Source organism: Azorhizobium sp. AG788 (assembly GCF_943371865.1).
Classification (GTDB): Bacteria; Pseudomonadota; Alphaproteobacteria; order Rhizobiales; family Xanthobacteraceae; genus Azorhizobium.
Genome location: NZ_CALRWL010000031.1, coordinates 50,039 through 73,418 on the forward strand (window position 1 = coordinate 50,039; position 23,380 = coordinate 73,418).

A 23,380-nucleotide genomic window follows, 5' to 3' on the forward strand; every position below is an offset into this window, starting at 1 on the left:
GGCGCAGCCCTATTGCTGCGCCACGCAGCGGGCCGGCCCGGACGTGCTGCGCGCCAAAGACGGCAGGGCGATCCGGGTCTCCACGCTCATGGCCGCGCCGAGGCCTTGCTTGGCGTAGTCCTTGAACTTCGGGCAGGTCTTCGCGCTGGCCGGCCCGGTGATGGCCGAAAACACCACCACCCCCGGCTCCACCTTCACCGGCGAGGACGAGTCGTAGGACAGCGTCTGCACCGCCTTGCGGGCCGCAAGATCATAGAGCACCAGCTTGCGGGACGGGCCGGTGCCGCGGTCCACCACCAGGATGCGCCCGGACAAGCCGACCACGTAATCCGCTTCATCCTTCGCCCCCACTTCGAAATCTCCGGGCGCCTTGGCAAAGGCGCAGGGGGCGGGGGTCTCGGCGCCCTTGCGGCGGGCCAGAATGTCGCTGCCCGGCCCGAGGTTGCTCTCGCGGTACACGACGAAGAAGTCATCGCTGGTCAGGCATTTGGCGGCGCTCGGCGCCGCCAGGGCCGGCCCTGCCAGGCACCCGGACACGAACGCCAGACCCACCAGACTTATGAACGTTGCGACTGGTCGGCGCCCTGTGCTCATGTCCCGTTCCTTCTTCGCCCGGCAGACTGCCTGAGGATTGCCCGGCCATGTCATAAGCCGTTTCCGCGCGTTCGCGAAGGGCCAGATCAGACCGGTGATGACGGCACCGCCGCGGGCTCGGCAAAGCTCTCCGGAAGCCACAGCTGGGCCACCGGGCCACGCCCTCCGGCCGGGGCGATGGCCACCGCAACGCCGCGCAGATCCGGCGCATAAGCCGCGGCCAGACCGAACAAGGCGGCCCCTTCCTTCGCGGTGCCGGACGGGAAAGCAGGCGGCGCCCGATCTGCGGCCGGCGTGCCGGCAGCCGCCAGGGTCACGCACACATAGGTGCCGGCCGCGAGCCCATCCACTTCGCTGGCCGACATGCTGAGCACCTCCGCCTGCACGTCCAGGACATGGGCCATGGGGTCCGCCGCCGCCAGGCTCAAGGCACAATCGAGCAGGGCCAGCGCCAATTGCGCGGGATCGACAAACACCAGCACCGGCTCGTCCGCACGGATCTCGGGAAACTGAAAGGTGGGCCGTCCGGCGCTGGCGAGCAGGTCAGGCAGGCCGGCGAGACTGCCGGCGATGTCGATCAATTGCGGCTGGGGCGCGCTGCCGGCGGCGAAGCGCAACAGCGCCTGAATCAACGCCGCCGCAGGGGCCGCAGCGGCCGGATCCTGCGCACCAAGCCGGCCCCCCACCTCGCCGGCGAGGGCGTCCAGCACCCGAACGGCGCTGGGCGACAGGCTCTTGCCGCCCGCATCCGCGCGCCGATCCCGGCTTGACCGCCAGGGGACCAGGGGCGGCAGCCACGAGCGCGGCCCCGCCGGCGGGCGGCCGCGCCGGGGGAACGCCCAGGCCAGCAGACCGCAGAAGGCGAGCAGCGTCCCGCCGCCAAACAGCAGGGTGCGGCGATACCAGGGCGCCAGCGCATCCCGTTCCGTGACCGCCAGGGCGACCAGCAACTCTCGCTCCCCCAAGGCCTGGAAGGCGTAGAGCACCCGCTCGCCCTCAACCAGGGACGTGCCCGAAAACACACCCGTCTCCTGCTGACCCGCCGCCGTCATCAGGTCACTGCGTTCCGGCAGCCGGTCGGGCCATTTCGGCCCGCTCAGGGAGCGCAGGAGGACCACGCCGTCCGCGCGCGCCAGGACCGCGCCGCCGCCGGCGTTTCCGAGCACAGTGCCATAAAAGGCCTGGAGGGCCGGCGGCGCCACGCTCACCGCCACAAGACCCGCGAACCGCCCATTTTCCATCATCGGCCGGCTCAATACGAACGAGACGTCCCGCGCCGCCTGCGCGCGATAGGGCTGGCTCACATAGAGCCCGCTATGCCCGGCCTTGGCAGCGGCATAATAGTCCCGGTCACGCTCGTCATAGGGCGGAACCGGAAAGGCCCGGCTGGAGACCAGTGCCCGCCCCTGGGCATCCACGGCGAAGATCGATTCGATCTGGGGAAATTTCGCCTGGAGCGCTGTGAGCTGCTTGTACAGAACGGCATCGGCCCGCACCTCCGGCAGGGGGCGCCCGTGGATCTCGGCCTCCACCTTGTCCAGAGCCAGTTCCAAGCCATCGACCAAAGCGATCGCATGCCCCCCAAGGGCGGCCACCTGACTGGCGGCCAGCCCATGGGCGCGCGCCAGTTCGCCGCGCCGGTCCTGCCAGACTGCGGTCCCCACCAGCGCCAGTCCCGCGCAGGCCGCAACGATCACGACGCCGATGCGCCAGCGGGACGGCGGCGGCGCATCGGCGCTGTAGGAGGCTCTGGGCCGGTCTGACATGTCTGCTCCAACCCAGACCGCGACGGCACCCAAGGCCGTCCACTCGGTGAGAGCTCATTTGGCGATTGATTGTCGTCCCCGTCTGGCACAAAAGTCGGCCGCCGCCGTTCCCATGCGACAACGGGACAATTCCGCCGGCGAGAGTCGCAAGAGTACAGCCAGCAGGCCACGGAGAGACGCAGGCACGCTACCTGGGTGCGCAGTCTGCCATTTTTCGGTGCCGACCACACAGTACATTTCGAATCGACCGCCGCGGTCGCCGCCTTGGAGGGCATCCATGAGGGTAAAAAGCGTCGTCCAGGCCATGATGGCCGGGCTTGTCATGTGCGCCACGGCCGTCATGGGCCCGCAGGCGCAAGCCAAGCCCCAGATCCCGCAGGGCAGCTATCTCCAGACCTGCCGGAACGCCAACATCTACCAGAACACCGATTTGCTGGCCATGTGCCCCAACAACCAGGGCCAGCTGGCGGTGGTGAAGCTGTCCAATTACGCGCTCTGCGGCGGGGATATCGCCAACGTCAATGGTCAGCTGGTCTGCCGCGGTGGTGGCGGCGGCTATCGCCCCGGCCCGCCTCCCGGCCCCCCGCCGGGCCAGTATTATGGCGGCCAGGGCCAGTATTATGGTCAGGGCGGCTATCAGCCCCCGCCGCCCCCGCCGCCGCAGAACCGCCGCAACGGCCCCTATCCGCCGGGCTCCTATCTGCAGTCCTGCCAGAATGCCAAGGTGGTCAACGGCTGGCTCCAGGCCAGCTGCGCCGATGTGCGCGGCAATTGGCACAACAGCCAGATCCCGCTGAGCCAGTGCCGCGGCGACATCGGCAATTCCAACGGCCGGCTGATCTGCGGCTGATGCCACCGGCGCTGGCGGCGGCGCGTGCCTGGCACGCCCGCTGCTGGTGGACCCGCACCAACAAAAACGGCCGGAGAGACACCTCTCCGGCCGTTTTTCTGTCAGATGGCCGGGCTCAGCGCTTGAGACCGCGCACGTCGCGCACCGCGCCGCGGGCCGCCGAGGTGGTCAGGGCCGCATAGGCCTGCAGCGCCTGGGACACCACGCGCTTGCGCGCGGTGGGCTGCCAGGCGTCTTCGCCCTTGGCCTCCATGGCGGCGCGGCGATGGGCCATCACCTCGTCGCTCACCGCCAGATGGATGCGCCGGTTGGGGATGTCGATCTCGATGATGTCGCCCTCTTCCACCAGTCCGATGGCCCCGCCTTCCGCCGCTTCCGGCGAGACATGGCCGATGGACAGGCCCGACGAGCCGCCGGAGAAGCGCCCGTCGGTGACGAGGGCGCAGACTTTGCCCAGGCCCTTCGACTTCAGATAGGAGGTCGGGTAGAGCATTTCCTGCATGCCGGGGCCGCCGCGCGGTCCCTCATAGCGGATCAGCACCACGTCGCCGGCCTTGATCTTGCCATTGGCCAGGATGGCTTCCACCGCATCGTCCTGGCTCTGGAAGATGCGCGCCGGACCGCTGAACACCAGCGCGGAGGCATCCACGCCCGCGGTCTTCACGATGCTGCCTTCCTCGGCGATGTTGCCATACAGCACCGCCAGGCCCCCATCCTTGGAATAGGCATGGGCGGCATCGCGGATGACGCCGGTGGCGCGGTCGAGGTCCAGGTCATCCCAGCGGCGGGACTGGCTGAACGCCACCTGCGTCGGCACGCCGCCCGGCGCGGCGCGGAAGAAGGTGCGCACCTGCTCGCTCTGGGTGCCGGCAATGTCCCAGCGCTCGAGCGCCGCGCCCAGGGTGCTGGCGTGCACCGTGGGCAGGTCCGCATGGATCAGGCCGGCACGGTTGAGCTCGCCCAGAATGGCCATGATGCCGCCGGCGCGATGGACGTCTTCCATATGGATGTTGGCCACCGCCGGGGCGACCTTGCACAGCACCGGCACGCCCCGCGACAGGCGGTCGATGTCGGCCATGGTGAAGGGCACGCCGCCCTCATTGGCCGCCGCCAGCAGATGCAGCACGGTGTTGGTGGAGCCGCCCATGGAGATGTCCAGGGTCATGGCATTCTCGAACGCCTTGAAGCTGGCCACCGAGCGCGGCAGCACGCTGTCGTCGTCCTGCTCATAATAGCGCTTGGTGATGTCGACGATCAGATGCCCGGCTTCCACGAACAGGCGCTCGCGGTCGGAATGGGTGGCGAGCACCGAGCCGTTGCCCGGCAGCGCCAGGCCCAGCGCTTCCGTGAGACAATTCATGGAATTGGCGGTGAACATGCCGGAACAGGAGCCGCATGTGGGACAGGCGGAGCGTTCCATCACCTTCACATCGGCGTCGGAAATGCGGTCGTCGGCGGCGGCGACCATGGCGTCGATCAGGTCCACCTTCTTCTCGCCGGTGGACAGCAGCACCTTGCCCGCCTCCATGGGCCCGCCGGAGACGAACACCGCGGGAATGTTGAGCCGCATGGCGGCCATCAGCATGCCGGGGGTGATCTTGTCGCAATTGGAGATGCAGACCATGGCGTCGGCGCAATGCGCATTGACCATGTACTCCACGCTGTCGGCGATGATCTCGCGCGAGGGCAGCGAGTAGAGCATGCCGTCATGGCCCATGGCGATGCCGTCATCCACCGCGATGGTGTTGAATTCCTTCGCGACGCCGCCCGCCTTTTCGATCTCCCGCGCCACCAGCTGGCCGAGGTCCTTGAGATGGACATGGCCGGGGACGAACTGGGTGAAGGAATTCACCACCGCGATGATCGGCTTGCCGAAATCGCCATCCTTCATGCCGGTGGCGCGCCAGAGGCCCCGGGCTCCGGCCATGTTGCGGCCGTGGGTGGTGGTGCGGGAACGATAAGTGGGCATGTCCTCGGTACCTTTATGTCCTTGCCTGACTGGCCTGCGCAATTTTGTAACGGCTGTCTTAGAGCGAATTCAGGCAGAGCGAAATCTTTTCCCGCCCGGAAGGCATGCATGCGGCGCGACCCGCGGCCCGTTCCCATGCAATCGGGATTGAAGCCGGCGGGAACCGAATGGGAGCGACCACGTTGTGTGTGCAGGTTCCCAAGTCATGAAAGGACACACATCATGGGTAGCACCAGCGACAAGATTTCCGGCGTGGCCAACGAAGCCATGGGCAATGCCAAGCAGGGTATCGGCAAGGCGGTCGGCAATGATCGCCTGCAGGTCGAAGGCAAGGTCCAGGAGATCAAGGGCGAAGGCCAGCAGGCCGTCGGCAAGGCCAAGGACGCCGTGAAGGATTCCGTCAACAAGACCCTCTGACCCTCGGTCAGCTGGTCTGAGCCGCCCTCCGGGGCGGCTCCGATTGACGACAGACCCCTCGATCCCTGTCCGGGATCGGGGGGTTTTTGTTTCCGGCATGGTCTTGATCGGTCTTCGTGGCGGTGCGTGGCTCTCAGATCCCCGCCGCACCGCCGTCGGCGCGCGGATCATGGGCGCCCTCCAGCCCCCGCTTGGGGGTGAAGATCACCGCCCCCGCATGGCCCATGGTGTCGGAATAGGGCGCGTCCAGCACCTCCAGATCGTGCCCGGCCGAGCGCAGGGCGCGCAGCAGGTCGTCGTCAAAGCGCCCTTCCAGGCGCAGATTGGTGTGGCTGGAGCCCCAGGTGCGGCCCAGCAGCCAGCGCGGCCGGTCGATGGCCTCCGCCAGCGGCACCCCATAGGTGACATGGCGGGTATAGACCGCCGCCTGGGTCTGCGGCTGGCCCTCCCCGCCCATGGTGCCATAGCCCATCACCCGGCCATCCTTCAGCACCGCCAGCGCCGGATTGAGGGTGTGGAACGGCCGGCGTCCCGGCGCCAGCGGGTTCACCGCGCGCGGGTCCAGGCTGAAGCTGGCGCCGCGATTCTGCATCAGCACCCCGGTGCGCGGCAGCACGCAGCCGGAGCCGAATTCGAAGAAGATCGACTGGATATAGGACACCACCAGCCCGGAGGCATCCGCCGCCCCGAGCCAGATGGTGTCGCCGCGCTGCGCCGGCTGCGGCCAGGGCAGAGCGCGGCGGCGATCGATCAGGCCGGCTTCGCCGTCCAGCGCCGCCTTGGTGAGGAAGCTCGCGGGATCGTGTTCCAGATGTTCGAAGTCGCGCACCACCTTGTTGCGCACCAGGAACGCCCGCTTGGTGGCCTCCACCAGCCCATGCACATGATCGAACGATTCCGCCCGCGGCACCGCCAGCCGCTCGAAGATCGCCAGAATCAGCAGCGAGGCCAGCCCCTGGGTGGGGGGCGGGGCGTTGAACACCCGGCCCGCCGCCAGATCCACGCTCAGCGGCTCCCGCAGCATCGCCTTGAAGCGCTTCAGGTCCGCCCCGGTGACCGGACTGCCGATGCGCTCCAGATCCGCGGCCAGCTCATGGGCCACGTCGCCGCGATAAAAATCTTCCAGCCCGGCCCGGCCCAGATGCTCCAGCGTGTCAGCGAGGCGCTCGGCCCGCTGCACATGGCCGAGCTTGGGCGGCGCGCCGTCCACCAGGAAGGCGTCGGCAAAGCCCGGCACATCCTTCAGTTCCGCCAATTTGTCCGTGGTCAGCTGCACCTGCGAGGCGGTGACCGGCACGCCGGCGCGGGCGTGGGAGATGGCGCTTTCCAGCAGGCGGGACATGGGCATGCGGCCGCCCGCCGCCTGGGCCGCCTCCAGCGCCAGCGCCCAGCCGCCCACCAACCCCGGCACGGTGAGCGCGGCGAGCGGTCCCCGCTCGGGAATCGCGTCATAGCCCTGCTCGCCATAGAAGGGGATGCTGGCCCGTTCGCCGGCAAAGCCGCAGGCCTCGATATAGCGCACCCGCCCGTTCGGCTCGCGGATCAGCCAGAAGCCGTCGCCGCCCATGTGGTTCATGTGCGGATAGACCACGGCAATGGCCGCGGCAGTGGCCAAGGCGGCTTCGATGGCATTGCCGCCATCCGCCAGCACCTGCCGCCCGGCCTCGACCGCCAAAGCGTGGGGCGCGGCGACAACGCCGCGGGCGGCATGGAAGCTGTCATGGTTCATGGCGCAAGGTCCTTGGTGCCGCGCTTGACCCACGCGGCGTTGGGGGGCAGTGTCCCGGCCCCATAGAGCATGTGCCGGCAAAGGTGAATGGCCTTCGTCTTTTCCCGGCCATGCGCACAATCTGGAATGCACCGCGGCGGCAGCGGCAGGTGCGCAGGAGATGATGATGGCGCAGACGGGTCAGGGACTGGGAACGCGGGGATTGATCAGCGTGGTGAGCGCCACCATCCTCGTGGCAACCCAGGCCATCACCATCGCCATCGCCGCCGGCTGGGCCGTGGGCGGCCTGTTCCATCTGGGCGACATCGGCGAATACGGCCTGATGGGCGTGTTTTCGCTGCTGGCGATCTATGTCTCGGTTCTCTATGTGCGCAAGGCGATCATCGCCGAGACCAACGCCCATTACTGAGGCGCAGCGGGAGAGCGGACACCCCGGCACGCCTCACGGTACCGCCCTCGCGACCTGACGTTGAGGCCGGCAAGATCCTGCAATCCTGCCGATTGACGCCGATTCCCCGGCTGCGTAAGCAGGCCTCGTCCGCCAGTGACGGCGGTGTGTGGGGCGAGGGACGCGCGTGAAATCAACACTTATTGCCATGGGCCTGGCGCTGTTTGCCATGACGGCGGGCGTGAGCCCGAGCTTGGCGGCGGAAGCCAAGCAGGACTTCACCTTGGTCAACAAGACCGGCTACGACATCGACAAGGTCTATGTCTCGCCCACCAAGTCCGGCGACTGGGAAGAAGACGTCCTGGGCAAGGACGTGCTGGAGGACGGCGATTCCTGGGAAATCAAGTTCCACCGCGCCGCCAAGACCTGCAAGTGGGACCTGAAGGTCGTCTATAGCGACGATGATTCCTCCGCCGTTTGGTACGGCATCGATCTGTGCTCGGTGGAGAAGATCACCATCCGCTACGATCGCAAGACCGACAAGACCTCGGCCAAGTTCGACTGACCGGATCGGCGGCACGCCGGTTCGCTGCATCCGGATGGACGCGATCGCCGTCCGTCCGGAGCGGCACCACCCCTGCCTTGACGGCCGCAGCCCGGAGCGTCCCGGCGGCTTGGCCGGACCGGCCTCTGGTCCACAGAAGCGGCGGTTTGGGTGCCCATATTTGCAACCGCAGCGATTGACGCCTTTTCCCCAGCTTCGTAATCAGGTACCGCCCGCCACCCGCGGCGGCCTGAGGGCGAGGGGAAGACGCATGAAAAGCCTGTTCATTGCCTGTGGTCTGACACTGGCCCTCGTGGGGGGCCTGGCCAACCCGAGCCTGGCTGCGGAAGCCAAGCAGGATTTCACCCTGGTGAACAAGACCGGCTATGAAATCGAGGAAGTGTTCGTCTCGCCCGGCAAGTCCGGCGACTGGGAAGAAGACGTCCTGGGCAAGGGCACCCTGGATGACGGCGAATCCGTCAACATCCGCTTCAAGCGCGCCTCCAAGACCTGCATCTGGGATCTGAAGGTGGTCTATAGCGTCGATTCGTCCAATGCCATCTGGTACGACATCGACCTGTGCAGCGTGCGGAAGATCACCATCCGCTACGACAAGAAGCGCGACAAGACCACCGCCGTGTTCGACTGAGGCCCCGGCGCCGCGGCGCCTGCGCGCCGGGATCATACCGTTTCAGGTCGATACCCGGCGTCCGGATGCCTCCAGACCTCAATCGCCGCGCCAATAGGTGACGAGGCTGGCGAGGTCCGGCCGCGCGCGGTCGTCCACCCGCTCCGCCGGGCTGCCCAGATGGATGAAGCCGGCCACCTGCTCGCCCACGCCCACGCCCAGCAAAGCGGCGGCCGCGGGATCGCGGCCGGGCCATTTCAGCAGCCATTGGGCCGCATAGCCCATGGCGGTGGCGGCGGTGACCAGGGCCATGCCGGCCGCTCCGGCGGACAGGATCTGGTTGAACACCGGCACCTTGGCCGTCGGGTCCGGGCGGCTGACCAGCACCACGGTGATCGGCGCCCGCAGCAGATAGAGCCGCCACATGTCGGCCTTGGCCGCCGGCAGATCCGGATTCTGGGTGAGATATAAAGCGTCGAGCCGGTCACCGGCCTCGGCCCGTGCCGCGCCGGCCAGCACGATGAAGCGCCACGGCGCCAGCCGGCCATGGTCCGGCACCCGCGCCGCGATGGCCAGCAGCCGGGTCAATTCCTCCGGGCTCGGCCCCGGCGCCACCAGGGAGCGCAACGGCAGCGACCGCCGCTGCTCCAGAAGCGCCAAAGCGTCGTCATGGCGCGGGGCGGGGATCGCCACCCCCGCGTGGCTGGGCGCTGCGCCATGGACCCGACCGGTCGCGGCCGTGGGCGCTCCGGCCCCCTGGGCCGCCGTCAGATCCGGCGGGAGGTGCCCGTCCCGCTGGCCTTCCGTGGACGACGCCATGCCCCCTCCCCTTACGAAAGCTCAACAATTGCGCGCTTGCGGCAGCTCCCGGCGCCCTTGCCCCCGATCACGGGCGCCGGTGCGCGGGGAATCGTTTTATGGCCCCGCAGCGCCTGATCACAACTGATAAACATTGATGTACCAAATCGGCAGGAATGTGTGTTAGTCTCTGACTACGCCGGTGTGATGCGCGTTTCTCGAAAGGTGCGCGCGGAAAATCCGGCCGTGTCCATATAGGCTGCGAGGCGAGAAGCGGGTAGCTGACTTGAACGTGTCGAGGGGGACTTCTTTCAGGTCGTTCCAAGACGTTAGCAGTAAGCGCCGACAAGTTCAGCAATGGTGGATGGCCTTAGCCAAGTTTGGCGACCTGACCTCAACGGAAATACACATGAGCCGTAACCGAGACTTCCGAGAGCCGCGCCGTCGTGGCTTTGATGACGACTTTTCTCCCCCGCCCAGCCGCAGCTTCGGAGGAGAGCGTGCATTTTCCTCGCCCAGCAGCAGCAGCAGCTCTTTCAGTGCGCCGGCTCCTTCGGGCCCGCCCATCGAAGCCACGGTAAAGTGGTTCAACCCGGAGAAGGGCTTCGGCTTCGTCGAGCTCGCTGACGGCTCCGGTGACGTGTTCCTCCATGCCCGCGCGCTTGAAGCCGCTGGCCAGGAGAGCGTTCCTCCGGGCTCCAAGCTGAGCGTCCGCGTGGGCCAGGGCCAGAAGGGCCGTCAGGTCACGGAAGTTCTTGAAGTCGATACCTCCACGGCAGAAGCCGCGCCTGCGCGCCGCGCTCCCGCCGCCGGCGGCTTCGGCGGCGCTCCCCGCATGGGTGGCGGTGCTGGTCCGCGTGCGGCCACCGGCCCGACCGAAGAGCGTGTCGGCACCGTGAAGTGGTACAACCCCGATAAGGGCTTCGGCTTCATCGCGGTGGAAGGCGGCGGCAAGGACGTGTTCGTGCACGTCACCGTGGTGTCCCGTTCGGGCCTCGCGGATCTCGCCGAAGGCCAGCGCGTCGTGGTGCAGGTCGGCCAGGGCCCCAAGGGTCCCGAAGCCCGCGGCATCGAAGTCGCCGACTGATCTGCTCTGCAGATCATCCCTTTGGTCCGTGACCAAGAGTTTCTGGACGGACGTAGCCCTCGCGGCTGCGCCCGTCTTTTTACGTTTTCAGGAGTAAAGTGTTAAATGGCTCAGCTTGGTGAGGCGGATCTGAAAGACCTCCTCGAACGATTGAAGACCGCCCAGCGCGACCTTCTCCTCACCGCCGCCAGCGGCACCACCCTCCCCTCCGATGGCGCGATCCGCAAGATCTCCGACCTCGAGGGCGCCATTGCGGCGACCGAGGCGCTGTTGCAGGAAGAGAAGAAGCGTCGCTGACCCCCAGGTCCCCAGGCGCCGCGTCCGAGGGGGACGTACGCGGCGCCGGACCATCCCGGCAAAGACTAACGCACGCCAAGACGGATGCATGCCCAAGTTCGACGCGTGCCAAGGACCAACGGTGCCTCTGCCGCACCCGGCCCATCGCGCTGCCGCCCCTCGCTGCCGTCTTACGCCCGTCTTTGAGCGCTCACGCCGGCCGACCCCGGCCGATCGCGCGTGCTGGTTGAGCTTCGGCTCCCGTCTGCACCTTGAACCCTGCCGCCAGACCTGAGGGCAGCGCCCGGTCTCAGGGCTTCAACGCCACTCCGCCCCGCTGGCCCCCCATCGCCCCGCGCGCCCGGATGAGCGACCGCGCCCCGCGTCCCCGGCGCCGCGCAGCCGCAGGCACCGCCCCAACCTGTTGAACGGGGCTCGCTGATGCCGGCCGCACGCGCGGCCGCACGCTCTGGGGATCTCATCGCCACAGGCCCAAGCATCAGGACCGTGCGCGCTCAAGCCCAAGGACCGCCGCCCCCGGGCGGCCGAACCACCGCCCACCGGCCACGGCCCCGCGCCACCCGCAGCAGGATCCGCTTTCCGCGGCAGCCGCAGGCACCCGCCCCGCAGGCAAGGCGCCGCTCAGGCCCGCTCGGCCATCAGCTGCGCCACGGCGGCGCGCAGTTCCGGCAGGCCGGCGCCGGTGTGGCTGGAGGTGGGGAACACCACCGGATAGGCCGCCGGCCGGCGCTTGATCTTGGCCTGCACCTCGGCGAGGCGGCCGACGAAGTCGGTGGGCTTCACCTGGTCGGCCTTGGTCATGATGATGGCGTAGGACACCGCCGCCTTGTCCAGCAGGTCGAGGATCTCCTCGTCCACCGGCTTGATGCCGTGGCGGGAATCGATCAGCACGAACACCCGCGCCAGATTCACCCGCCCGCGCAGATAGGCGCGGATGGTGCGCACCCAGGCATCCACCTTGTCCTTGGGCGCCTTGGCGAAGCCGTAGCCGGGCATGTCCACCAGGGTCAGTTCCGGCCCGACCCGGAAGAAGATCAGCTCCTGCGTGCGCCCCGGCGTCACCGAGGTGCGGGCCAAGTGGTTGCGGCCGGTCAGCGCATTCACCAGGCTCGACTTGCCCACGTTGGAGCGCCCCGCCAGCGCGATCTCCATGCCCTCCATGGGCGGCAGGAATTCGGTGGTGGGGGCGGCGGTGATGAATTTCCACTCGGCGGCAAACAGCAGCCGTCCGGTCTCCAGGAACGGATCGAGCGGGTTCGGCTCCGCCGCGGCGGCGGGGGTGGCGGCAGGGGGCGGAACGTCGGTGGACGGGACGTCCGTGGCTTTGGGGTCGGTCATGCCCGCTTATCGTCCGCAATGGGCCGCGCTGCAAGCCTCGGCGCGCCGGCGCCGGCCCCGGCGGCCCGGTTTAGAAGCCCATGCGGCGCAACACCCCGTCGCTCTCCACGAACTGGTGCTTCAGCGCCCCGGCCACGTGCAGGGCCAGCAGGCCCAGCAGGCCATAGGCGAGGAGCGCGTGGACCCAGCTCAGAGCGGTGAACACCCCCATGTCCGGGCTGACCAGGTCCGGCAGCGTGAAGGCGTCGAACGGCCGGGTGGGCAGATGCAAGGGCGAGGCGGAGGCCATCAGCCAGCCGGAGATCGGCAGCGCCAGCATCAGGCCGTAGAAGGCCAGATGCACCCCATGGGCCGCATGGCGCTGCCAGCCCGCAGGGCCGATGTCCGGCGGGCGGCGGCTGGCAAGGCGAAACCCCAGCCGCGCCGCCAGCAGCCCGAGCGCCACCACCCCGAACGACTTGTGCCACTGGTAATAAGTGAAGGTGGTACCGAGGTCGAAGCGCCCGTGGGTCATGATCCAGCCCAGCGCCACCAGCCCGACCAGCAGCACCGCCATGGCCCAGTGGATCAGCCGCACCGGCCCGCTCCAGCGCCGGGGCGTCGCGCTCATTGGGCCGCCGCCAGGGTGGCCACCGTGATGCCCACCTCGTCGGACACCAGCGGCAGGCCGCCGATCATGCCGAAGTCGGAGCGATGGATCCGCCCCACCGCCTCCAGCGACAAAGCGGCGAGCCCGGTCTGGCGGGTCACGTCCACCAGGAAGGTTTCCGCCTTGCTCACCCCCATCAGGGTCAGCACGCCGGAGACCCGCACCCGATGGTCGTCCAGCTTCTCCACCCCATTGGAGGTGAAGGTGATGTCGGGAAACTGCGCGGTGTTCAGGAACACCGGCCCGCGCACATAGGCATCCAGGGCCGGCACCTGGGTATCCAGCGAGGCCGCCGCCACCTTGAAGCTCACCTTGCTGCGGGCCGGCTGGTCGAAATCGATGGCGAGGTTCGAGGTGAACTGGCGGAACACGCCGCGCGTCACCGGATAGCCCTGGGCGCCCACCTCGAAGCGGATCTCGGTGCGGGCTGGATCAAGACGGAAAGTCTCGGCGCTGGCGGCGGAGGCCAGGCCAAGAACGCCCAGCAATGCCAGGCTCAGCGTGCGACGTGTGCGCCCCATGGCGCCCTCCTGAAGTCAGATCGGGGAGATGCGGCATCTCCCATCGCGATCGCCCTTCATACGGTGGCCGGCGCCGGCGGATTGACGCGGAACCAGGACAATCCGGGCCATCGCGGACCTGCCGTAGCGCCGCAAACAAAAAGGGCGCCGCAACGGGCGCCCTTTTTTTTCTCTCGCGGCGGTGCGCGGTACCCTCAGCCCTTGGCGGGGGCCTTCTTCTTGAAGGCGCCGCGGATATTGTCCCACAGCTCGATCTTGACGCCATGGCGCCGCATGATCGCTGCCTGCTGGAGCACCGAGAGGGTGTTGTTCCAGGCCCAGTAGATCACCAGGCCGGCGGCGAAATGCGCCAGCATGAAGGTGAAGATGATCGGCATGTAGTTGAAGATCATCTGCTGGGTCGGGTCCGGCGGGGCCGGGTTCAGCTTCATCTGCACCCACATGGTCACGCCCATGATCAGCGGCCAGGCGCCGAGCATCAGATAGGCGCCGAGCACCGGCACGGAGGACGGATCCCAGGGGATCAGGCCGAACAGGTTGAACACCGTGGTGGGATCGGGCGCGGACAGATCGTGGATCCAGCCGAAGAACGGCGCATGCCGCATTTCGATGGTGACGAACAGCACCTTGTAGAGCGCGAAGAACACCGGGATCTGGATCACGATGGGCAGGCAGCCCGCCACCGGATTGATCTTCTGGGTCTTGTACAGCTCCATGGTGGCTTGCTGCTGCTTGACCTTGTCATCCGCATAGCGCTCGCGGATGGCGGCCATCTCCGGCTGCACGGCCTTCATCTTGGCCATGGAGGCGTAGGACTTGTTGGCCAGCGGGAAGAATAGGCCCTTCAGCAGCACCGTCACGATCAGGATGGCGACGCCGAAATTGCCCACCAGCTTGTAGATCCAGTCGATGACCAGGAACAACGGCTTGGTGATGAAATAGAACCAGCCCCAGTCGATCAGCAGGTCGAAGCGGTCGATGCCATAGGTCTTCTCATAGCCATCCACCACGGCCACTTCCTTGGCGCCGGCGAACAGGCGCGACTGCGAGGCGCCGGTGGCGCCCGGCGCGATGGTCTGCGGCGCGGCGAGGAAGTCGCTCTGGAAGGTGCGGGTGTTGCCCTGGAGGCCGGAGGAGAACTTGGCATCCACCGCGGTCTTCTGGTCGGGAATGACGGTCGCCGCCCAGTATTTGTCGGTGATGCCCAGCCAGCCGCCGGTGGCCTTGAAGGTCAGCGGCTTGGCGTCGTCCATCTTGGCATAGGTGACTTCCTGCAGCCCGCTGTCGCCGAGCACGCCGATCATGCCTTCGTGCAGGATGTAGAAGCCCTGGGTGTGGGGCATGCCGTGGCGGGAGACCAGCGCGTAGGGATAGAGGGTGGCGGGGGCGGTGCCCGTGTTCTCCACCTCGTCCTTCACCGTGAACATGTAATGGTCATCGATGGTGAAGGTGCGCTTGAACCGCAGGCCCTGGCCGTTGTCATAGCTGATGGTCAGCGGCGACGCCGGCGACAGCGAAGCGCCCGCCGGGGCGGTCCACATTGTATCGGGGCCGGGCAGCGCCACCTGGGCGCCGGCGCCGGAGGTCCAGCCGAATTCCGCATAGAAGGGCTCGGGCGAGCCGGACGGCGACAGCAGGACGATGATCGGGCTCTTGGGGTCCACGGTCTCGTGATAGTCCGCCAGCGAGACGTCATCCACCCGGCCGCCGCGCAGCGAGATGGAGCCCTTCACGCGGGGGGTGTCGATGGCGACGCGGGGGCTGGCGGCCAGCGCCTGGGCGCGGGTCACGGTGCGCGCGGCAGCAGGCAGCGCATTGGGGGCCAATGCCGGCCCGCCGGGAACGGCGGCGCCGTCAGCGGTGGTGGCGGCGGGCGCCTGGCTCTGCGCGGCCAGCTGGGCGGCCTGCTGCTGCGCCGCGATCTGGCGCTGCTTTTCCGCCTGCGGCATGCCGTAGAAATATTGCCAGCCGATCAGGATCGCCAGGGACAGCCCGATGGCGATGAACATATTGCGATTGTCGGTCATGCCGGGCGGCCTCCGTCGGCGGGGGCGGATGAAGTTTTGGAATCTGGGGAATGGGCGTGGGATGACGACTTCTTGGCGGCATGCAGCCGGGCCACGGCACGCTCCATGTCGCGCACCAGATCCTGAAATGGCGCGTGCAGGCAATGGCTGCGCGCCACCAGGACATAATCAAAGCCTTTGCGGCCGGCCAGCGGCAGCACCAGCCGCGCAGCCTCGCGCAGCCGCCGCCGGATGCGATTGCGCACCACGGCGTTGCCGTTCTTCTTTGTCACGGTGAAGCCAAGGCGAGGATCCCCCTCGTCCCGACGGTCGCGGCCTTGCAAAAGGAAGGACGTGACACCGGCGCGCTCAGCCCTGGCGGCTGCCAGGAAATCACGACGCTTGCGGAGGCGATCCACGATGGGCAGCTCCGCAGGCACGCCTCAGGCGGACAGGCGCTTGCGGCCGTGCGCCCGGCGGAGGGCGATGATCTTACGGCCGCTCTTGGTCGCCATGCGCGCACGGAAGCCGTGCCGACGCTTGCGCACGAGCTTGCTCGGTTGATAAGTGCGCTTCACGGGTCTTGTCTCCGAGTTCTGGACCACGTCCAAGAACGGGGTCGATTCCAATAAGTTCGAGCAGAATGCCACCCAAAAAACGCGACCCGGTTTCGACCGCGTCGCTCTTTCCGGCACTCTCCTCTCGCGACCGCCTCGACAGGACCCAGGACCCACCGGCGGCGAAAGCCACCGGCGCCCACTCGAGATCGGCTCGAGAATGAGGCAAGGCCCCGGGAGCCGCAGCCGCCCGAGTTCGGGGTCGGCTTATAGGGGTGGGCGGGCCGCGCGTCAACGGTGAACGCCCGGTTCGCCGCCGTGCGAAGCCCGCGGACCGCGGATTATGCGGCGGGATCTGCTCCCTGCGGCGTGCGGGTTCCGGGCCTGGATGGGCTGGGAGCCTCGCTGGCAGCCTCGGGCTGCGGGCCGCCATTCAGCACGTCGCCAATGTCCGGCAGCACGTGCGTGCTGCCCGAGAGGCCGCCGTCTCCCGATTCCCTGACCTCGGGCATGGAGGCATCGATGGCCACGCTGGCGGTGGTCATCATCGGGCCGGCGTCATCCACAGATGTCGGAGCCCCGGCGGCGCTTTTGGAGACCCCCTCCTCCTTGACCGCGGCATCCAGGCCGAACACGTGGCCCAACATGCCGCGGGCCACTTCCCGCTCGCCCATGATGATGAAGCCCGCGCCGCCCTGGCGCAGATTCTCCACCTCCGCATCGGAATGGGCCCGGGCGATGATATCCAGCGCCGGATTCAGCACCTTGGCCTTCTTCAGGACCTGTGCCGCCTCGAACCCGTCGGGAATGGCGAGAATCAGCCGCTTGGCGCCGGCCACATTGGCCGCCACCAAAGCGGCGGGCAGCGCCGCATTGGCCACCACCACTTCCAGGCCGGCTTCCTGAAGCTCCTCCACCGCGTCCTCGCGGTCCTCGATCACCAGGAAGGGCGTGCCGGCGGTCTCCAGCCCGGCGGCCACCAGCCGCCCCACCCGGCCATAGCCCACCAGCACCGTGTGATTGGTCTTGTCCGATTGCGGCAGCGTGGCGCCGGCCACTGGCGTATCGGCGTCGGGCGCCATCCTGGAAATCAGCGGCCGCAATTTGTCGAGCGCCAGGAAGAAGAACGGATTGACGAGGATGGAGATGATCGCCGCCGCCAGGATCAGGTCGCGCCCCTCCTTCGGCAGCAGGCCCAGGTCCACGCCCAGGGCCGCCAGGATGAAGGAGAATTCGCCCACCTGCGCCAGGCTGGCGGAGATGGTCAGCGCCGTCACCTTGCCGTAGCCGAACAGCCGCACCAGCAGGAAGGAGGCCAGCGACTTGCCCACCAGCACGATCAGCAAGGTGGCCAGCAGCGGCAGCGGGCTGCTCAGGACGATGCTGGGGTCCACCAGCATGCCCACGGAGACGAAGAACATCACCGCGAACGCATCGCGCAGCGGCAGCGTCTCCTCGGCGGCGCGCTGCGACAAAGGCGACTCGCTCAGCACCATGCCGGCGAAGAAGGCCCCCAGCGCGAACGACACCCCGAACAGCACCGCCGAGCCGTAGGCCACGCCCAGCGCGATCGCCAGCACCGCCAGCCGGAACAGTTCGCGCGAGCCGGTGCCCGCCACCTGGTCCAGCACCCAGGGAATGACCCGGCGGCCCACCACCAGCATCAGCACCACGAAGGCCACCACCTTGGCCAGGGTCAGCCCGATGGTGGCAAAGACGCTGGAGGTGCCGAACAGCAGTTCCGCCTGTGACCCGCCCACGGCCTTGCCGCCCAGCGCTTCCGACATGGCCGGCAGCAGCACCAGGGCCAGCACCATGGCCAGGTCTTCCACGATCAGCCAGCCCACGGCGATGCGGCCCTGATCACTGTCCAGCAGCCGGCGTTCCTGCAGCGCCCGCAGCAGCACCACCGTACTCGCCACCGACAAGGCCAGGCCGAACACGATGCCGCCGCCGAGACCCCAGCCCATGAAATGGGCCAGACCCATGCCCAGCAGCGTCGCCACCGCGATCTGCGTGATGGCGCCGGGAATGGCGATGGCCTTCACCGACAACAAATCGGCCAAGGAGAAATGCAGCCCGACGCCGAACATCAGCAGGATGACGCCGATCTCCGCCAGTTCCAGCGCCAGTTCCGGGTCGGCGGTGAAGCCGGGGGTGAAGGGGCCGGCCAGCACGCCGGCCATGAGATAACCCACCAAAGGCGACAATCGCAGCCGCTGCGCCAGAGTACCCAGCAGGAAGGCCAGGACGATGGCCCCTACAATGGTGGCGACGAGCGGCGTGGAATGCGGCACGTGGTGTCCTCCGGCGGATCGGGTCAGGAAGAGAGCGCCGGCCCGCCGGAAGCGGGACACAGGCAGCCATGCGGGCGAGGTCGGCGCACTTTAAGCCAATCCCCAAGGCAGAACAGTGACTTCGGCCCGAAAATGACACCACTTTCTGCGTCCGCGGCGCAAAAATAAAAAAAGGCGCCGGGGTCCGGCGCCTTTTCGTCGAGCGGAAAACCGTCCGGCTCAGAGCCAGGGCTGCTCCACCGCCTTGCGGCCTTCATAGGTGACGATGTGCTCGGCCTTCTCCAGGGTCAGGCCGATGTCGTCGAGGCCTTCCAGCAGGCAGCGCTTGCGGAACGGGTCGATCTCGAAATGCAGGGTGCCGCCGTCGGGGCCGCGGATGGTCTGGGCGGCCAGATCGATGCTCAGCGTGGCGTTGGCGCCGCGGTCGGCATCGTCGAACAGTTTGCCCAGGTCCTCCTTGGAGACGACGATGGGCAGAATGCCGTTCTTGAAGCAGTTGTTATAGAAGATGTCGGCGAACGAGGTGGAGATCACGCAGCGGATGCCGAAATCGTTCAGCGCCCAGGGCGCGTGCTCGCGCGAGGAGCCGCAGCCGAAATTGTCGCCGGCCACCAGAATCTTGGCGTGGCGATAGGCGCTCTGGTTGAGGACGAAGTCGGGGTTCTCCGAGCCGTCGTCCTTGTAGCGCATCTCCGAGAACAGGCCGGTGCCGAGCCCGGTGCGCTTGATGGTCTTCAGATACTGCTTGGGGATGATCATGTCGGTATCGACATTGACGATCTTCAGCGGCGCAGCCACGCCATCAAGCGTCGTGAACTTTTCCATGTCCTGGAGGGCTCCCTCAGGCCTCGGACCGGCCCTCCCGCTGACCTGCGGGCGGCCCCGAGGCGCACCATGGAAGGGTTCTAGCGCGATCCGCGCGCCGGATAAAGCGCCTCAGCGCCCGCCGCCGGGCAGCATGCGCAGCAGCACGTCGTCCTTGCGCACGAAATGGTGCCACAGGGCCGCCGCCGCATGCAGCAGCGCCACGATCACCAGGGCATTGGCCAGCAACTCGTGGACTTCCTGCACCGGTGCCCGCGCCGCCCGGTCCACCACCGCAATCGGGCTGGGGATGGTGAACAGGCCGAACAGCGTCACCTCATTGCCGCGCAGGAAGGACAGATAGATCCCCACCAGCGGCGTGGCGATCAACAGCAGATAGAGCAGCGCATGGATCGCCTGCGAGCCCCGGTGCATCAAGGGCGACAGCGAAGCGGACGGCGGAGGCGTTTCGCCCAGGGCGCGGGCGACCACCCGGGCCACGACCGCCGCGATCAGCACCAGCCCGAAGGAAATGTGCAGCCACCACACCGCCGCCCGCGCCGGGGTGCCGCGGGCGAAGAAGTCCTCGGTGTAGGTCAGGCCGTAGATGATGACGATCAAAGCGACCGTCAGCCAATGAATGGCCCGCAGGCCCGCCGGATACCGTTGTACCGTCTGCATGCTGTGTCCGCCCGTTCCCGATACCATTCAGTTTGGAATAACTCTAACTGATGGGATCGCGAACGGCACAGCTTTATCTCGGGGGCGTGACGTCATGTCATCGCGCCGCTCCGGGCCTCCGTCAGGGCGCCACCTCCGCCTCGATGCGCTCCATGTCGTCGTCGGAGAGGCCGAAATGGTGGCCGATCTCGTGCACCAGCACATGGGCCACCACATGGCCCAGGGTCTCCTCGTGCTCGGCCCAATAATCCAGGATCGGGCGGCGATAGAGGAAGATCATGTTGGGCAGACGCCCGGTCTGGGCCACCGCATCGTCCTGGGCGAGGCCGACGCCCTGGAACAGGCCCAGCAGATCGAACGGCGTCTCCGCCTCCAGTTCCTCCAGCACGTCGTCCTCGGGAAAGTCCTCCACCCGGATCACCACCCCGGCGATGAGGCGGCGGAAATGCGCCGGCAGGCGCTCCATCACCTCGTCGGCCAGCACCTCCATCTCCTCCAGGCTCGGCGCCTGCCGGGTGCGCCAGACGAAGGGGTCAGATACCGGCTCGGACATGAGAGATCCTCGTGTTGGCATCCTCTGCCGGATGCGCGGCGCACGCTGCCACAGTTCGGCCAGCCGCACGAGGCCCGGCGCCGGCTCCCCCAGCCGGCACCGCCACAGTCAAGCCAGAGTTTGACCGCGTTCCGCCCGGCTTTGCTCAAGGTGATGCCATGCCGTCATGGTTAAGGAACAATTAAGCGCAAGCCGTCGTTGCCCCCACAGACACGAACTCAGGAGAGTGACCATGCTTCGCAAGCTCGCCGTCACCACCGCACTGGTTTCAATACTGGGGATCGCTGCGTATCTGGCGCCGCATGAGGCCAATGCCGGCCTGATCGCGACCACCTTCGCCGGCCTGCACTGACGCGGCTTTCCGGGCGCTGAGCGGCCCTCCGGGGCGTCGGCTCGGCTGGAACCGGACACAGATCGCTGTTAGATCGCTTACTATGAAAAACGCCCGCGGAGACCTTCCGCGGGCGTTTTATTCTTTAAGCCCTTGCCGTCACACGACTTGCCAGCAGGCGTCGCGCCCGCTCAGCCGCGCGGCCAGGTGCGGATGTCGACGAAATGGCCGGCGATGGCCGCCGCCGCCGCCATGGCCGGGGACACCAGATGGGTGCGGCCCTTGAAGCCCTGGCGGCCCTCGAAATTGCGGTTCGAGGTGGAGGCGCAGCGCTCTTCCGGCGACAGCCGGTCCGCATTCATGGCCAGGCACATGGAGCAGCCCGGCTCGCGCCATTCAAAACCGGCCGCCAGGAAGATCTTGTCCAGGCCCTCGGCTTCCGCCTGCGCCTTCACCAGGCCCGAGCCCGGCACCACCATGGCGTTCACGTTTCCGTTAACGCGATGGCCTTCCACCATCTTGGCCGCCTGCCGCAGATCCTCGATGCGCCCGTTGGTGCAGGAGCCGATGAACACCCGGTCCAGGGTGATGTCGGTGATCTTGGTCTGGGGCGCGAGGCCCATATAGGCCAGCGCCCGCTTCTTGGCGGCGCGCTTGCCCTCGTCGGCGATCAGCTCCGGATCCGGCACGCGGCCGTCCACCGAGATCACGTCTTCCGGGCTGGTGCCCCAGGAGACGATGGGCGGCAGGTTGGCGCCGTCCAGGGTGATCTCGCTGTCGAAGAAGGCGCCGGGATCGGACTTCAGCGTCTCCCAATAGGCCACCGCCTTGTCCCAGTCCGCGCCCTTGGGGGAGCGGGGCCGGTCGCGCAGATAGGCGAACGCCTTCTCGTCCGGGGCCACCATGCCGGCGCGGGCACCGCCCTCGATCGACATGTTGCAGACCGTCATGCGGCCTTCCATGGACAAATCGCGGATCACCTGGCCGGCATATTCGATCACATAGCCGGTGCCGCCGGCGGTGCCGATGGCGCCGATGATGGCCAGGGTCACGTCCTTGGCGCCGACGCCCTCGGGGAGCACGCCGTCGACGGTGACGCGCATGTTCTTGGCCTTCTTCTGGATCAGCGTCTGGGTGGCGAGCACATGCTCCACCTCCGAGGTGCCGATGCCATGGGCCAAGGCGCCAAAGGCCCCGTGGGTGGAGGTGTGGCTGTCGCCGCAGACGATGGTGGTGCCGGGCAGCGTGAAGCCCTGCTCGGGGCCGACCACATGGACGATGCCCTGGCGGATATCGAAGCCGTCGAAATAGTCGATGCCGAACTCGCGGGTATTTTCTTCCAGCGCGGCGATCTGGGCCACGCTCTCCGCATCGGGATTGGGCTTCGTGCGATCAGTGGTCGGCACATTGTGGTCCACCACCGCCAGGGTCTTCTGCGGCGCGTGCACGGTGCGGCCGGTCATGCGCAGGCCTTCGAACGCCTGCGGGCTGGTCACTTCGTGCACCAGATGGCGATCGATATAGAGCAGGCAGGTGCCGTCTTCCTGCTGCGCGACCACGTGGTCGTCGAAAACCTTGTCGTAGAGGGTGCGGGGGCCGCTGGTGGGGGCGTTCATGGCAAGAGTGTCCTGAGGAGCATGGGCCCGGGCGGCGAGCGCCGGCGGGCGGGTCTTAAGGTCGGACGAAAAGGAGCGGACGCCGGCGGCATCAGCCCGGTGGCGCGTCAGCGACCGAGGGCGGCCAGCGCGGCGGTGGTGAAGCGTCCGAAGAACCGGCCCGGCAGGCGCACGTGATCGGGCACCGCGGCGAAGTCCATGGTGTCGCACGCATAAGGCCCGACGGCGCAGAACGCCGCCTTGGACAGGCGCGGGACGAGGGTGGACGGGCAGGTCATGGCGGATTTTTAGCAGTTCCAGCCTTCCGCCACAATGCATCTGGCAGGCCCGCCCGCGCTGCGATGCAGCGACACCGCCGCCTCGCCCCATCGCTCGCGCTTCAGCTCTGCGCACGGCACAGGGCGGGGAGCTTGGCCATGCCGCATCATTCGTTGTGCAATGCAGTAAAACATGGTGCGATGCGGGATACTTTTCATCGGGGGGTCGACGGAGAGCGAGATGCGACTCGACATGGTGGTTTTGGGCGGCCTGGTGGTCGCTGCGAGCGCGGCGGTGTTCGGCGATCTGGGCCGCGCGGCGGCACCGGTGACCATGGCGCCCCTGGCGGAAGTGCTGGAGAGCGGTTCGCTGTCTGTCGCCGCGGCGGCCCAACCCGCCTGCATCGGTCGCCGTCGCGGCCAGCCCATGGCCACCTCGCTGCAATTCCTCGAGCCGGGCAGCTACGGCACCGCCGACCTGACCCCCGAGCCCGACTGCACCACCGCCCGCTGAGTCCAGGCGCGCCGGCTTCGGCCGCACGGCGGCGGGGCAGCACTCGGTGCCGGCATTGTGCGGCCACGCCTTCCAACAGCGCGCCGTCAGACCCGGACGTGATCCGGGGATCCACGCGGCACCGCTTGCCCTGACCTCTCAGGACTGCGCCGTCCGCCCAGCGTGGATGCGCGGGCCACGCCCGCGCAT

General features: G+C 67.8%; 25 protein-coding genes. 8 read left to right on the plus strand and 17 right to left on the minus strand.

What is annotated here, in order from left to right; genetic code table 11:
• Positions 1-9 precede the first annotated feature (9 nt).
• Together AAG816_RS17540 and AAG816_RS17545 are read right to left on the minus strand one after the other, a co-directional pair.
• Positions 10-594 carry a hypothetical protein gene (locus AAG816_RS17540; RefSeq protein WP_341990955.1) on the minus strand — a complete coding sequence of 195 codons (585 nt, stop codon included), beginning with the start codon at positions 592-594 and terminating at the stop codon, positions 10-12.
• 86 nt (positions 595-680) lie between these two features.
• Entirely contained in the window at positions 681-2,360 is a 1,680-nt protein-coding gene (locus AAG816_RS17545) for a cache domain-containing protein (protein WP_341990956.1), read from the minus strand.
• 277 nt (positions 2,361-2,637) lie between these two features.
• Between AAG816_RS17545 and AAG816_RS17550 the strand changes: the two genes are divergently transcribed.
• Positions 2,638-3,210: a CVNH domain-containing protein gene (locus tag AAG816_RS17550; RefSeq protein WP_341990957.1), complete on the plus strand. Its 573-nt coding sequence runs from the start codon at positions 2,638-2,640 to the stop codon at positions 3,208-3,210.
• Between the two features lie 115 nt (positions 3,211-3,325).
• Here the strand turns inward: AAG816_RS17550 and ilvD are convergent, their stop codons facing one another.
• The gene (gene ilvD / locus AAG816_RS17555) at positions 3,326-5,179 is read right to left on the minus strand and encodes a dihydroxy-acid dehydratase (RefSeq protein WP_341990958.1); all 1,854 of its coding nucleotides are present in this window, start codon (positions 5,177-5,179) and stop codon (positions 3,326-3,328) included.
• A gap of 222 nt (positions 5,180-5,401) precedes the next feature.
• Between ilvD and AAG816_RS17560 the strand changes: the two genes are divergently transcribed.
• Positions 5,402-5,596, plus strand: coding sequence for a CsbD family protein (locus tag AAG816_RS17560; RefSeq protein ID WP_341990959.1), 195 nt, complete (start codon positions 5,402-5,404; stop codon positions 5,594-5,596).
• A gap of 133 nt (positions 5,597-5,729) precedes the next feature.
• On the opposite strand, the gene AAG816_RS17565 is transcribed toward AAG816_RS17560, so the two are convergent.
• The gene (locus AAG816_RS17565) at positions 5,730-7,325 is read right to left on the minus strand and encodes a gamma-glutamyltransferase (protein ID WP_341990960.1); all 1,596 of its coding nucleotides are present in this window, start codon (positions 7,323-7,325) and stop codon (positions 5,730-5,732) included.
• 166 nt (positions 7,326-7,491) lie between these two features.
• Here AAG816_RS17565 and AAG816_RS17570 point away from each other — a divergent pair, with 166 nt between their 5' ends.
• From AAG816_RS17570 to AAG816_RS17580, 3 genes are all read left to right on the plus strand, one after another.
• Complete coding sequence (locus tag AAG816_RS17570) at positions 7,492-7,734, plus strand: hypothetical protein (RefSeq protein WP_341990961.1); 243 nt, start codon at positions 7,492-7,494, stop codon at positions 7,732-7,734.
• A 166-nt stretch (positions 7,735-7,900) separates the two neighbouring features.
• The gene (locus AAG816_RS17575) at positions 7,901-8,278 is read left to right on the plus strand and encodes a hypothetical protein (RefSeq protein WP_341990962.1); all 378 of its coding nucleotides are present in this window, start codon (positions 7,901-7,903) and stop codon (positions 8,276-8,278) included.
• Positions 8,279-8,528: 250 nt separating this feature from the next.
• Positions 8,529-8,906: a hypothetical protein gene (locus AAG816_RS17580; RefSeq protein WP_341990963.1), complete on the plus strand. Its 378-nt coding sequence runs from the start codon at positions 8,529-8,531 to the stop codon at positions 8,904-8,906.
• A 78-nt stretch (positions 8,907-8,984) separates the two neighbouring features.
• Here AAG816_RS17580 and AAG816_RS17585 read toward each other — a convergent pair whose 3' ends face one another.
• Entirely contained in the window at positions 8,985-9,704 is a 720-nt protein-coding gene (locus tag AAG816_RS17585) for a nitroreductase (protein ID WP_341990964.1), read from the minus strand.
• A 388-nt stretch (positions 9,705-10,092) separates the two neighbouring features.
• Here AAG816_RS17585 and AAG816_RS17590 point away from each other — a divergent pair, with 388 nt between their 5' ends.
• Together AAG816_RS17590 and AAG816_RS17595 are read left to right on the plus strand one after the other, a co-directional pair.
• Positions 10,093-10,770 carry a cold-shock protein gene (locus tag AAG816_RS17590; protein ID WP_341990965.1) on the plus strand — a complete coding sequence of 226 codons (678 nt, stop codon included), beginning with the start codon at positions 10,093-10,095 and terminating at the stop codon, positions 10,768-10,770.
• A gap of 105 nt (positions 10,771-10,875) precedes the next feature.
• Positions 10,876-11,067: a hypothetical protein gene (locus tag AAG816_RS17595; RefSeq protein WP_341990966.1), complete on the plus strand. Its 192-nt coding sequence runs from the start codon at positions 10,876-10,878 to the stop codon at positions 11,065-11,067.
• A gap of 621 nt (positions 11,068-11,688) precedes the next feature.
• Here the strand turns inward: AAG816_RS17595 and yihA are convergent.
• The 12 genes from yihA to AAG816_RS17655 form a co-directional block, all read right to left on the minus strand.
• Positions 11,689-12,405, minus strand: coding sequence for a ribosome biogenesis GTP-binding protein YihA/YsxC (gene yihA, locus AAG816_RS17600; protein WP_341990967.1), 717 nt, complete (start codon positions 12,403-12,405; stop codon positions 11,689-11,691).
• A gap of 70 nt (positions 12,406-12,475) precedes the next feature.
• Positions 12,476-13,015 carry a cytochrome b gene (locus tag AAG816_RS17605; RefSeq protein WP_341990968.1) on the minus strand — a complete coding sequence of 180 codons (540 nt, stop codon included), beginning with the start codon at positions 13,013-13,015 and terminating at the stop codon, positions 12,476-12,478.
• Complete coding sequence (locus tag AAG816_RS17610) at positions 13,012-13,575, minus strand: YceI family protein (RefSeq protein WP_341990969.1); 564 nt, start codon at positions 13,573-13,575, stop codon at positions 13,012-13,014. The genes AAG816_RS17605 and AAG816_RS17610 overlap by 4 nt, the downstream gene beginning before the upstream one ends.
• 194 nt (positions 13,576-13,769) lie before the next feature.
• Positions 13,770-15,602, minus strand: coding sequence for a membrane protein insertase YidC (yidC, locus tag AAG816_RS17615; RefSeq protein WP_341990970.1), 1,833 nt, complete (start codon positions 15,600-15,602; stop codon positions 13,770-13,772).
• The gene (rnpA, locus tag AAG816_RS17620) at positions 15,599-16,021 is read right to left on the minus strand and encodes a ribonuclease P protein component (protein ID WP_341990971.1); all 423 of its coding nucleotides are present in this window, start codon (positions 16,019-16,021) and stop codon (positions 15,599-15,601) included. The genes yidC and rnpA overlap by 4 nt, the downstream gene beginning before the upstream one ends.
• Positions 16,022-16,024: 3 nt before the next feature.
• A complete protein-coding gene (rpmH, locus tag AAG816_RS17625; protein ID WP_341990972.1) occupies positions 16,025-16,159 on the minus strand; it encodes a 50S ribosomal protein L34 in 135 nt (44 codons plus the stop codon).
• Positions 16,160-16,479: 320 nt separating this feature from the next.
• Complete coding sequence (gene ybaL / locus AAG816_RS17630; protein ID WP_341990973.1) at positions 16,480-18,435, minus strand: YbaL family putative K(+) efflux transporter; 1,956 nt, start codon at positions 18,433-18,435, stop codon at positions 16,480-16,482.
• Between the two features lie 219 nt (positions 18,436-18,654).
• Positions 18,655-19,260: a 3-isopropylmalate dehydratase small subunit gene (leuD, locus tag AAG816_RS17635; protein ID WP_341990974.1), complete on the minus strand. Its 606-nt coding sequence runs from the start codon at positions 19,258-19,260 to the stop codon at positions 18,655-18,657.
• A 111-nt stretch (positions 19,261-19,371) separates the two neighbouring features.
• On the minus strand, positions 19,372-19,920 hold the full coding sequence (locus AAG816_RS17640; RefSeq protein ID WP_341990975.1) for a cytochrome b: 549 nt from the start codon (positions 19,918-19,920) through the stop codon (positions 19,372-19,374).
• 121 nt (positions 19,921-20,041) lie between these two features.
• Positions 20,042-20,473, minus strand: coding sequence for a metallopeptidase family protein (locus AAG816_RS17645; RefSeq protein WP_341990976.1), 432 nt, complete (start codon positions 20,471-20,473; stop codon positions 20,042-20,044).
• Positions 20,474-20,995: 522 nt separating this feature from the next.
• Positions 20,996-22,420, minus strand: a complete 1,425-nt coding sequence (gene leuC, locus AAG816_RS17650) for a 3-isopropylmalate dehydratase large subunit (RefSeq protein ID WP_341990977.1) — start codon at positions 22,418-22,420, stop codon at positions 20,996-20,998.
• 107 nt (positions 22,421-22,527) lie between these two features.
• On the minus strand, positions 22,528-22,698 hold the full coding sequence (locus tag AAG816_RS17655; RefSeq protein ID WP_341990978.1) for a hypothetical protein: 171 nt from the start codon (positions 22,696-22,698) through the stop codon (positions 22,528-22,530).
• Between the two features lie 220 nt (positions 22,699-22,918).
• Between AAG816_RS17655 and AAG816_RS17660 the strand changes: the two genes are divergently transcribed.
• Positions 22,919-23,191: a hypothetical protein gene (locus tag AAG816_RS17660; RefSeq protein WP_341990979.1), complete on the plus strand. Its 273-nt coding sequence runs from the start codon at positions 22,919-22,921 to the stop codon at positions 23,189-23,191.
• Positions 23,192-23,380: the final 189 nt, after the last annotated feature.